The following is a 10,315-nucleotide window of genomic DNA, read 5'->3' on the forward strand; positions in this document are numbered from 1 at the left end:
CGGTGCGCACGGACGGCGAGCCGTTCGCGTCCGCCGTCGCCAGCGTCATGGTGTGCGGCTCGGGCGTCCCCGCCTCGGCGGCCTCGCGCAGCCACTGCTGGAAGAGGGGCAGCGGCTCGGCGGGCGCGCGGTCCGGATCGAAGCGGGGCAGCTCGTTCTCCCACACGTGGAGGGAGCGCAGCAGTGCGCGGAAGGACTCCTGGCTGCCGTCGGCGGTCTCGTCGCTCATGCGCCCATCCAAGCGCGTGCGTGGCGCCTGCGGGGGCGCGGGGCGGGGTGAGCGGGTGGCGCGGCCGGTCGCACCCGGGCGTCGAGGCAGTCGTGCCCGCGTGCCGGGGTCAGTCGCGCCCGGGTACTGGGGACAGGCACACCCGCGTGCCGGGGTTTCGGTATCAGTCCTGGCGACAGGACCCACTCCCGCCCGGTCTCCAGGGACGGTCAGTCGCGCCCGAGTATCAGCGTGCCGGAGGAACAGAACCAGCCGCCTGTGCCCGAGGCGATGGCGAGCCGGGGGAGCGTGCCGTCCCGCCTGCGCACCTGGCGACCCTCCTCGGCCTCGCCCCGGAGCTGGCGCACCGCCTCGACCAGCAGGAACAGGCCCCGCATGCCGGGGTGGCAGGCGGACAGGCCGCCGCCGTCGGTGTTGACCGGCAGCGCGCCGCCGACCGTCAGCCGCCCCTTCTCCACGAACACGCCCCCTTCGCCCTTCGCGCAGAAACCGAGATCCTCCAGCGTCACCAGCGTCATGTAGGTGAACGCGTCGTACAGCTCCGCCACGTCGATGTCCTGCGGGGCGACTCCCGCCCGGCGGAAGGCGAGTGGCCCGGAGACCGCGGCCGGGGTCACCGTGAAGTCGTCCCACTCCGCCAACGTCGCGTGGGAGAGCGCGGTTCCCGTACCCATCACCCACACGGCCGAGCTGTCCGTGTCGGCCACGTACTCCTCCGCCGCGAGCAGCACCGCGCAGCCGCCGTCGGACCTGACGCAGCACTGGAGCCTGGTGAACGGATCGGCGACCACCGGGCCGCCCAGCACCTCGTCGACGGTGATCGGCGCGCGGTACATGGCGTGCGGATTGAACGCCGCGTTGGCGCGGGTTTGAACGGCGACTTCGGCAAACTGTCGGAGGGTCGTGCCGTACTGGTGCATGTGCCGCCGTGCGGCCATCGCGTACTTGGCGATGAGGGTGTGCCCGTACGGTGTCTCGAACTGGGCCGGGCCGTGTGTACCGAAGGACAGGGCGGCGGTGCGGCGGCCCGCCTTGAGGTCCGCGCGGGCGGTGGAACCGTAGACCAGGAGCACGGCGTTCGCGTGCCCCGCCGCGATGGCGTCGGCGGCGTGAGCGGCCATGACCTCCCAGGTCGCGCCCCCGACGGAGGTCGAGTCGACCCATGTCGGCCGCAGCCCCAGGTGGTCGGCGACCTCCACGGGGGCGAGCGGGCCCAGCCCGGCCGAGGCCAGGCCGTCGATCACGGACCTGTCGAGGCCCGAGTCGGCCAGGGCGCGGCGGGCGGCCTGGGCGTGCAGGGCGTACGGAGTGGCGTGGTCGACGCGGCCGCAGTCCGAGAGCGCGACACCGACGACGGCGACCCTGCGCGGGCGGTCAGGACCCATAGAGCTGACGGTACATCAGATCTGCTCTGGGAAAGGCGGGTTGCGCCGCATACGATGGCGGCCCGCCGGTTCGGGAGGAGTCCGCCGTGGATGCCGCGTTGAGCGAGGAACAGGACGGGATACGAAGGACCTTGCGCGAGCTGCTGCGCAAGCGCTGCGCGCCGGACGGCGTCAGAGCCGCGGTCCGTACGACGGCCGGATACGACGGGGTGTTGTGGCGGCAGCTCGCGCGGCAGCTCGGCCTGCCCGGGCTCGCTGTGGACCGGCGCTACGGCGGCGCGGGCTGCGGGCCCACGGAGGCGGCACTGGCCTGCGAGGAGACGGGCCGGGTGCTGCTGCCGTCCCCGCTGCTGGCCACGGCCTGGCTGGTGGCCCCGCTGATCGCCGCCCTGGGCACGGAGGCGCAGCGCTCGGAGACACTGCCCCGGATGGTCACCGGCGAGCTGACGGGAGCGCTCGTCCTGCCGGGCGCCGCGCCGGCGGAGGCGCTCGGGCTGACCGGGGCGAACGAGGGCCTGTGGGCGGGCGGCGGCCGCACGGGCGGCGTCCAGGCGCGGCCGGCCGCCGACGGCTCCGGCTGGCGGCTCTACGGCGGGGCCGCGCAGGTCCTCGACGGGCACAGCGCGGGCCTGCTGCTCGTCGCGGCGCGCACAGGCGGGTACGCGCGTGGCCGTACCGCCCTGTTCGTCGTCCGGCCGGACCGGGCGCGCGGCGTGCACCGCACCCGGCTGACGGCCCTGGACGAGACCCGGCCGCAGGCCCGCGTCGAGCTGCGCGACGCCGAGGCCGACCTGCTCGGGCCCGCCGGGAGCGGTGCCGACGTGCCCGCGGCCCTCGCGCGGGTCGGTGGCGACGCCGCGGCAGCCCTCGCGGCGGAGGCGGTGGGAGCCGCCGACCGGGCGCTGGAGCTGACGGTCGAGCATGTGCGGTCCCGTCAGCAGTTCGGCAGGCCGATCGGTTCCTTCCAGGCGGTCAAGCACCGGCTGGCCGACCTGTACGTGGCGGTGCAGGCGGCGCGTTCCGCGGCGTACTACGCGGCATGGGCGGCCGGGCGGCCCGCGGGAGGCAGCGACGGGACGGCCGTCGCAGGACAGGCCGTGGAGCCGGCCGTAGGACAGGATCGCGGGACGGCCCTGGCCGGAGGTGACGGCAGGACGGTCACCCCCGGAGGGGATGGCGGGGCGGCCGTGGCCGGGGGGCTCGCGCTCGGGCAGGCGCTCGAAGCGCTGGCGTCGGTCGCGGGGGAGGCCGTGCAACTGCACGGCGGCATGGGGGTGACCTGGGAGCACGACGTGCAGCTGTACTTCAAGCGGGCCGTGTCGGACGCGCTGCTGTTCGGTCCTGTGCACCGGTTGTGGGCCCGTGCCGCGGACAGCGCCGGCCTGTTTGACGTCCGGGGCGTCCGGGAAGCGGTGGCGTCATGACGGGCGTCGTGGAACGGACGGTGCAGCGGGTGTCGTCGACCCGGGCCTTCGCGCGCGTGGCGCCGTACGTCATACCGGCGCTGGACCGCGCGGTACACCGGCTGTCCGGTGGCAGGACGATGCTCAGCGCGCGGATGTTGCCCGGTCTCGTACTGACGTCGACAGGAGCGCGCAGCGGACTGCCGCGGACGACGCCGCTCGCCTGCCTGCGGGAGGGCGATCCCACGAGTTCCTGGGTGCTGGTCGGCAGCAATTTCGGCAGACCCGGCCATCCGGCCTGGACGGCGAACCTGCTGGCGCATCCCGAGGCGGAGATCAGCTGGAGGGGGCGCGACATTCCCGTGCGGGCACGGCTGCTGAGCGGCTCGGAGCGGGCCGCGGCGTGGGCGGCGGCGGTGCGGTTCTGGCCCCCGTACGCGCGCTATCAGGCGCGTGTGGAGCGTGAGATCCGGTTGTTCCGGCTGGAACCGCGCTAGGGGCGCGGCGGCGGGAGGCATGAGGGGAAACATGCCGGGGGACACGCCGGGAGGCGTGTCGAGGGGTATGTCACTGCGGCGGGCCGCTCCGGCCCGAGCCGGGAGTGGCCCGCCGCTGCGATGACAGGACGTGCGCGGCGCCGTCGCGCCGCCGGAGGGGCTTTCCGCCGTTGCGCGGCCCCGTTACTTGGTCGGCTTCTTGCCGGTGATGCCCAGGTGGACGAGGAGCGCGAGGTTGGGCTTGAGCTCGGCCTGCTTGACGCCCCAGCTCTGGAAGCCCTTCTGGTGCGAGGCCACCGCGGCGAGCATCGCCACCAGGGATCCGGCGATCGCGGCGGGGTTGACGTCCTTGTCCACCTTGCCCTTGGACTGGAGCTCCTTGACGGAGTCCGTGAGGGAGTTGGTGACCGCGTTGAGGATCTTCATGCGGATCTTGTAGAACCGCTTGTCCCCCTCGGCCGCGCCGAGGTCGACGACGCGCAGGATGGCGTCGTGCTTGCGCCAGAAGCCGAGGAAGCCGTCGACCAGCTCCTCCGCGGCCTGCCAGCCGGACTTGCCGACCCAGGAGCGCCCGGCCACGAGGTCGGTGAGGCTCGCGCCCTCCTTCGCCATCTCCTCGGCGATCTCGAGGACGGCGCCCTCGACGTCCGGGAAGTACTGGTAGAAGGTCGCGGGGGAGGTGCCGGCCTTGCGCGCGACGTCGATGACCTTCACGTCACGGTACGGCGAGGAGCTGAGCATTTCACTGAGGCAGTCGAGCAGCTTCTGCCGCGTCGCCTGTCCGCGCCGACCGGCCACACGGCCGTCGACGGTGCGTACTTGTCCTGTCATGCCGTCAGCTTACCGAGGGGTGATCGGAGCGCGATTCGGCCGCATGCAAATGGGGGGAGGGGGGCGGGACCGTGCGTAAGGCCAGCTCAGGGGGTATACGGAGGGCGCCGCGAGAGGCTATGCGGATTGGCCCGTACCGGTGAATCGTCTTATCGACAGGCTGTGGACAGGGCCGCTCGGGAGGGGTTTCCCACAGTTGTCCACAGGCCGCGTGAAAAACGCGTTCCCCCGATACCGTGGCAGTCGTGGAAACCCCGCGGGCGGGCCGCGAAGCCCGCGAGGGTAACGGAGAGTCACGATGCGGGAGTGGGCGGTGCGGCGCGCGGGGCGGGTGCTTCCGCGTACGGCCGGGACACGGCGAAGCGCGACCCGGGTTCGCCACCGGGCCGCTCGCCAGGAAGAATCAGTAGGCGTACCCCGGAGATAATTCGCGGTGAGACGCTGCACGGGGCTGAAACCCTTCAAGCCCCCACGGGGAGGTGGCAGGCCAGTGGTGGAGCAGCTTACCCAGCACGACCCGAGACGGATCGGCCCGTTCGAGGTGCTCGGCCGGCTCGGTGCCGGAGGCATGGGGCTGGTCTATCTCGCCCGCTCGGCGTCCGGCCGGCGGGTCGCTATCAAGACGGTGCGCACGGAGCTCGCCGAGGACCAGCTCTTCCGTGTCCGCTTCACCCGTGAGGTGGAGGCGGCGCGGGCGGTCAGCGGCTTCTACACCGCCGCCGTCGTCGACGCCGACCCGCGTGCCGCCGTGCCCTGGCTGGCCACCGCCTATGTGCCCGCCCCCTCCCTGGAGGAGATCGTCAACGAGTGCGGTCCCCTCCCGGCGCAGGCGGTCCGCTGGCTGGCGGCCGGTGTCGCCGAGGCGCTCCAGTCCATCCACGGCGCGGGCCTCGTCCACCGCGACCTCAAGCCGTCGAACGTCCTGGTGGTGGAGGACGGCCCCCGGGTCATCGACTTCGGTATCGCCTCGGGCGTCTCCAACACCCGTCTGACCATGACCAACGTCGCGGTCGGCACGCCCGCCTACATGTCGCCCGAGCAGGCGCGCGACTCCCGCAGCGTCACCGGGGCCAGTGACATCTTCTCGCTCGGCTCGACACTCGTCTTCGCCGCGACCGGCCACGCGCCCTTCCACGGCGCGAACCCGGTCGAGACCGTCTTCATGCTGCTGCGCGAGGGGCCGGACCTGAGCGGCCTGCCCGACGAGCTGCGCCCGCTGATCGACTCCTGCATGCAGATGTCGCCGGAGCACCGGCCCACCCCCGCGGACCTCCAGGCGGAACTCGCCCCGCACCTCTTCGCCTCCGGCGGGGGCGACGACAGCGGCACCGCGTCGGCCTGGCTGCCGGACAACGCCGTCACCCTCATCGAGCAGCGCAGGGCCGGGCACCGCCCCGCCCCGGCCCAGAGGGGCGGCGGCCGCAGCCGTGCCACCGCGCCGCCGAGGCCGACGCAGCCGCCGCCGTCGTCCCGCCCTCCCGAGCCCTCGTACGCGCCGCAGGCCGCGGCCGCGCGCAGCGGCCCCGCCTGGGGCGACGACCACCTGGGCGGCGCGATGCCGGGTCGCTCCGGCGTGGCCCAGGGCCTCGACCCGCGCGGCGGCCTGGGCGGCCCCGCCGAGGCGTCCGCCGCGCTCCGTACCGGGCCGCCGGTCCAGGGTCAGGGGCGGCACGCGGCCGCGCCCGTGCCCGCGCCGGACGGCGCCGTGCGGCTGGCCGGTTCGCAGGTGCCCATCGGGCCGGGCCCGCGCGTCGCCGACGCGCGCGAGCCGCAGCCCGGCACCGGCGCGGCGACCGGCTGGGTGCGGCCGCCCGCGGGGATGGCCACCGGCGTGCCCGCGCAGGCGCCCGCGCAGCCTCCCGTCCAGCCTGTGGAAGGCGGCAACGCGCAGGCCGACCAGGGCCGTTGGCGGCCCTGGCGGTTCCGTATGTCGAACGACGTCTGGGGCACGCCCACCGTCGAGGGCGAGCTGCTGTACGTGACGTCCTTCGAGGTGCACGCCCTCGACGTGGCCAGCGGGCGGCGGCAGTTCAAGACGCGGGACGTGGCCTGGGCCATGGCCGTCGCGGACGGCCGTATCCACGCCTCGGACGGGCCGACGCTCTACGCGCTGGACGCGGCCGACGGCGCCGAGCGCTGGCGCCTCACCACGGACGGCTGGGTGTATTCGCTCAAGGCCGACCGGGGCACGATCGTCACCGGCACACGCGGCGGCGGCGTCCAGGCGTGGGAGGCCGCCAACGGCGAGCTGCTGTGGGAGCTCGGCGGCCTCCAGACCGACTTCGAGACCCCGGACTGCGGCCCGTTCGTGCAGGACGGCACGGTGTACGTCTGGGCCGAGGGGCGGCTGCGGGCCCTGGAGGCGCGTACGGGCGCCGAGCGCTGGTCGTACCCGGTGGGCGACGCCGCGGCGTGCGGCGGGGTGCCGGTGCGGCTGCTCGCGGCGCCCGACGGTGTGGTGTACGTCGTCGCGGGCACGCGCGTGCTCGCCGTCGACGTGGCGCGCGGGGATGTGCTGTGGCGCTTCGAGGCGCCGGCGGTCTTCCTCAGCCCGCCCGCGTTCGCCCCGGGCCCGGCCGTGAACGGCGGCGGTGTCTACGTCGCCGACTACCTGGGCACGGTGTACGCGCTGGACGCGGCGACCGGGCGCGACCGCTGGCGTATCGCCACGGAGCAGCGGCAGTCGACGGAGCCGGTGCTGGTGTCGGCCGGGGCCGTCCATCTGGGCAGCGGTGGCGCGCTCTACACGCTGGACGCCGTCACCGGCACGCCGCGGTGGCGCTTCGCGGCGGGCGGTGACGTGGTGGGCGCGCCCGTGATCGCCGACGGGCGTGTGCACTTCGGCTCCGCGGACCACTGCCTCTACACGGTGGACGCGGCGAGCGGCCAGCTGCGCTGGAAGCTCGCCACCGGAGGGGAGATCACGGGGTCGCCGGTGGCCAAGGGCGGCGTCGTCTACGCGTGCAGCAAGGACCGGTGCGTGTACGCGCTGGACGCGGCGAAGGGCACCGGCCAGTCCAGACGGTGAGCCGCCGCGCCGCGCCCCGCCCCGCCGCGTCCCTCGCCCTCCGCCGGTCCGTCGGCCGGGGTGTCCTGTTGCCGGCTCACCGCAGGCGGTACGTCCGGTCGCGGGTGGCGAAGAGTTCCTGCTGGCGTTCCGGCGGCAGGCTGCCGAGCGAGATGAGGTGCGGGGCGAGGGACAGGGCCCGCTCGTACGCCGCCTCCTTGGCGGCCCACAGGGCCCGTACGGTCCCCTGTACCGCCTCGGTGGGGCAGGCGGCGATGACGCGGGCGGCACGCAGGGCCGCGGGCACGGCTCCGCCGGGCGGGGTCAGCTCGGAGACCAGCCCGATCTCGTACGCGCGCCGCGCGGAGAGCTGTTCGGCCGTGCCCATCAGCGCGGTGCGGGCGGCCTCGCCGAAGGGCATGCGCTGGGCCATGTGGATCGCCTCGTAGGCGTTGACCATGCCGTAGGTGGTGTGCGGGTCGAAGAAGGCCGCGTTCTCGGCGGCGATCACGAACTCCGCCTCGCCGAGCAGGTAGAACGCCCCGCCGCAGGCCAGCCCGTTGACCGCGGCGAGCACCGGTTTCCACAGGTCCGCGGCCTTGGGGCCGACGGCGAGGAGCGGGTCGTCGAGGGAGTAGGGCGAGGCGGGCTGGGGGACGCGCACCGAGCGGTCGATACCGCTGCAGAACGCGCGGTCCCCGGCACCGGTGAGCACGACGGCCCGTACGGTGTCGTCGTCGCGGAACCGGCGCCACACGGCGGCCAGGTCGGCGGCCATGGGCAGGTCGATCGCGTTGTGCCGGTCGGGCCGGTCGAGGGTGACGAGCGCGACGCCGTCGTCCCCCACCTCCGTGCGGACCGGGGGCGGCGCTTCCGCGGTCATGGGCGCTCCAGGAGCCAGCGGGGCACGGTCACGCCTCCGGCGAGCTCCGCGAAGACGACACGCACGGGCGCGCCGATGCGCAGCAGCGCGGGGTCCACGGAGTCGAGCGGCGCGTCGGGCGCGGCGACGACGTTGCCGACGAGGCGGATGTGCGGGGCCTCGGCGAGTTCCACGACGACGACGTTGTACGGGGCGAGTTCGGCGTAGGCGGGCAGGAGCGGCGGGTGGGGTACCACGTACGACCAGATACGGCCGTGACCGGTCATCCTGCGCCACTCGCTGCTGAAGGATTGGCAGTGCGGGCAGCACGGCCGGGGCGGGAACCGCAGTCGGTGGCAGTCGGCGCAGTCCTGGACGCGCAGCTCACCGCGGGCCGCGAACTCCCAGAAGGGGGCGCCGTCCTCGTCCGGCCACGGCGCCAGGAGCCCGTTGTCAGTGGTGCCCGTCATGATGGAGGACATGGAAGACACGGTCGGTATGGGGGACATGGGGCATCGACTCCTCGGACGGTACTCAACTCCTCAGCAGCAGGGCGGAGGTCGGCACGCCTTCGCCCGCCGTGACCAGGCAGGTCGCGGCGCCGGGCACCTGCGCGGTGGAGTGGCCGCGGAGCTGCCGGACGCCCTCGTTGATCAGGTTGAAGCCGTGGACATACGCCTCGCCGAGCCCGCCGCCCGCCGTGTTGAGCGGGAGACGGCCGCCGGGCTCCAGCGCGCCGCCCTCGGTGAAGGCCGCGCCCTCGCCGCGCCCGCAGAATCCGTAGCCTTCGAGCGAGAGCGGGATCAGCGGGGTGAACGCGTCGTAGAGCTGGGCGACGTCGACGTCCTCGGGTCCGAAGTCGGCCGTCTTCCACAGGTGGCGCGCGGCGGTCCAGGAAGGGCCGGTCAGGGGATCGTCGTTCCAGTAGTTGACCATGCCGTGGTGCTGGGCGGGCAGGCCCTGCGCCACGGAGTGCACATAGACCGGGGGGTGTCGGCAGTCGCGGGCCCGGTCGGCGGGGACGACCACGCAGGCGAGCGCGCCGTCGGTCTCCAGACAGTTGTCGAAGAGGCAGAGCGGTTCGCTGATCCAGCGCGCGTCCATGTACGCCTCGCGGGTCAGCGGACGGCCGTGCATCACGGCGGCGGGGTTCTGGTTGGCGCGGTCGCGGCACGCGAGGGCGACGTTGCAGAAGTGGTCGCGCGTGGCCCCGTACTCGTGCATGTAGCGACGGGCGAGCATGGCGATCTCGTCGACGGGGCGCAGCAGGCCGTAGGGGCGCGTCCACTGGGCAGGCGTGGGGAGTTGAGCCGTGGTGTTCCGCCAGGGGCGCGGGCCGGAGCCGCGTTTCCGGGAGCGCCAGGCGACGCCGACGGTCGCCTGCCCGGTGGTGATCGCCGCCGCGAGATGGGCGACGGTCGCGCAGGACCCGCCGCCGCCGTAGCCGGCCTTGGCGAAGAACGTCACGTCGCCCGCGCCGATGGCCTTGGCGATCTCCACCTCGTCGGTCTCCTCCATGGTGTAGGAGGCGAAGGCGTCGACCTGGGAGGGAGGGATGCCCGCGTCGTCGAGCGCCGCCAGGATCGCCTGGCAGGCCAAGGTCTTTTCGGATGAGGGGAGTCGGCGTGCGAAGGGGGTCTGTCCTATGCCGGCGATCGCGGTCGTGTCCTTGAGCGCTGCCACCGTCGCCACCTCCGTGGTCTGGGCGCTGTCGCTGCTTCCGCTGCTGACAGCGCGGAAGGCTATCGTTAATCTGACGCTGAGTCAGCTACTGGGGGAGGGTGCGCGATGCGCGGGGACCTGGAGTTCATGTCCATACCCCGGCTGGTCCGTACGGCCGCGGCACGGTACGGCAACCGTGAGGCGGTGGTCGACGGCCGGACCCGGATCGGCTTCGGCCACCTCGCCGCGCACGTCGAGCGCGCCGCCGCGGGCTGCCTGGCCATGGGGGTACAGGCAGGCGACCGCGTGGCCGTCTGGGCGCCGAATACGGCCGACTGGATCGTCGCGGCCCTGGGCGCGGTCTCCGCGGGAGCGGTCCTCGTTCCTCTGAACACCCGGCTGAAGGGGGCCGAGGCGGTCCAGGCGCTGCGGCGCACCC

The 10,315-nt window shown here is 74.1% G+C and carries 9 protein-coding genes and 1 pseudogene; 4 read left to right on the forward strand and 6 right to left on the reverse strand.

What is annotated here, in order from left to right; translation table 11 throughout:
- Both K6I34_RS22510 and K6I34_RS22515 read right to left on the reverse strand, forming a co-directional pair.
- Window positions 1-229, reverse strand: a pseudogene (locus K6I34_RS22510) (oxidase); the annotation flags it as partial.
- 209 nt (window positions 230-438) lie between these two features.
- The gene (locus tag K6I34_RS22515) at window positions 439-1,614 is read right to left on the reverse strand and encodes an acetyl-CoA acetyltransferase (RefSeq protein WP_229328138.1); all 1,176 of its coding nucleotides are present in this window, start codon (window positions 1,612-1,614) and stop codon (window positions 439-441) included.
- 86 nt (window positions 1,615-1,700) lie between these two features.
- On the opposite strand from K6I34_RS22515, the gene K6I34_RS22520 reads away from it, so the two are divergent.
- The gene (locus tag K6I34_RS22520; protein ID WP_229328139.1) at window positions 1,701-3,038 is read left to right on the forward strand and encodes an acyl-CoA dehydrogenase family protein; all 1,338 of its coding nucleotides are present in this window, start codon (window positions 1,701-1,703) and stop codon (window positions 3,036-3,038) included.
- The gene (locus tag K6I34_RS22525) at window positions 3,035-3,514 is read left to right on the forward strand and encodes a nitroreductase family deazaflavin-dependent oxidoreductase (RefSeq protein ID WP_229328140.1); all 480 of its coding nucleotides are present in this window, start codon (window positions 3,035-3,037) and stop codon (window positions 3,512-3,514) included. Before K6I34_RS22520 ends, K6I34_RS22525 begins: the two co-directional genes overlap by 4 nt.
- A 183-nt stretch (window positions 3,515-3,697) precedes the next feature.
- Here K6I34_RS22525 and K6I34_RS22530 read toward each other — a convergent pair whose 3' ends face one another.
- Window positions 3,698-4,345 carry a TetR family transcriptional regulator gene (locus tag K6I34_RS22530; protein WP_229328141.1) on the reverse strand — a complete coding sequence of 216 codons (648 nt, stop codon included), beginning with the start codon at window positions 4,343-4,345 and terminating at the stop codon, window positions 3,698-3,700.
- 493 nt (window positions 4,346-4,838) lie between these two features.
- Here K6I34_RS22530 and K6I34_RS22535 point away from each other — a divergent pair, with 493 nt between their 5' ends.
- Complete coding sequence (locus K6I34_RS22535) at window positions 4,839-7,373, forward strand: PQQ-binding-like beta-propeller repeat protein (protein ID WP_374230991.1); 2,535 nt, start codon at window positions 4,839-4,841, stop codon at window positions 7,371-7,373.
- A gap of 76 nt (window positions 7,374-7,449) precedes the next feature.
- Here K6I34_RS22535 and K6I34_RS22540 read toward each other — a convergent pair whose 3' ends face one another.
- The 3 genes from K6I34_RS22540 to K6I34_RS22550 are packed head-to-tail and all read right to left on the reverse strand — an operon-like array spanning window position 7,450 to window position 9,897.
- Window positions 7,450-8,235, reverse strand: a complete 786-nt coding sequence (locus K6I34_RS22540) for an enoyl-CoA hydratase/isomerase family protein (RefSeq protein WP_229328143.1) — start codon at window positions 8,233-8,235, stop codon at window positions 7,450-7,452.
- A complete protein-coding gene (locus K6I34_RS22545; protein WP_229328144.1) occupies window positions 8,232-8,696 on the reverse strand; it encodes a Zn-ribbon domain-containing OB-fold protein in 465 nt (154 codons plus the stop codon). The genes K6I34_RS22540 and K6I34_RS22545 overlap by 4 nt, the downstream gene beginning before the upstream one ends.
- Before the next feature lie 52 nt (window positions 8,697-8,748).
- Complete coding sequence (locus tag K6I34_RS22550) at window positions 8,749-9,897, reverse strand: lipid-transfer protein (RefSeq protein WP_229328145.1); 1,149 nt, start codon at window positions 9,895-9,897, stop codon at window positions 8,749-8,751.
- Between the two features lie 105 nt (window positions 9,898-10,002).
- On the opposite strand from K6I34_RS22550, the gene K6I34_RS22555 reads away from it, so the two are divergent.
- Window positions 10,003-10,315 (forward strand): AMP-binding protein (locus K6I34_RS22555; RefSeq protein WP_229328146.1); only part of this gene is annotated, 313 nt, incomplete at its 3' end.

Source organism: Streptomyces sp. UNOC14_S4 (assembly GCF_020740835.1).
In the GTDB taxonomy this organism is placed as follows: Bacteria; Actinomycetota; Actinomycetes; order Streptomycetales; family Streptomycetaceae; genus Streptomyces.

Bases quoted from the DNA above. Each gene is read 5' to 3' on its own strand.
- K6I34_RS22540 (WP_229328143.1), bottom strand. From the start codon at position 8,235: ATGACCGCGGAAGCGCCGCCCCCGGTCCGCACGGAGGTGGGGGACGAC.
- K6I34_RS22530 (WP_229328141.1), bottom strand. From the start codon at position 4,345: ATGACAGGACAAGTACGCACCGTCGACGGCCGTGTGGCCGGTCGGCGC.
- K6I34_RS22545 (WP_229328144.1), bottom strand. From the start codon at position 8,696: ATGTCCTCCATCATGACGGGCACCACTGACAACGGGCTCCTGGCGCCG.
- K6I34_RS22525 (WP_229328140.1), top strand. From the start codon at position 3,035: ATGACGGGCGTCGTGGAACGGACGGTGCAGCGGGTGTCGTCGACCCGG.
- K6I34_RS22515 (WP_229328138.1), bottom strand. From the start codon at position 1,614: ATGGGTCCTGACCGCCCGCGCAGGGTCGCCGTCGTCGGTGTCGCGCTC.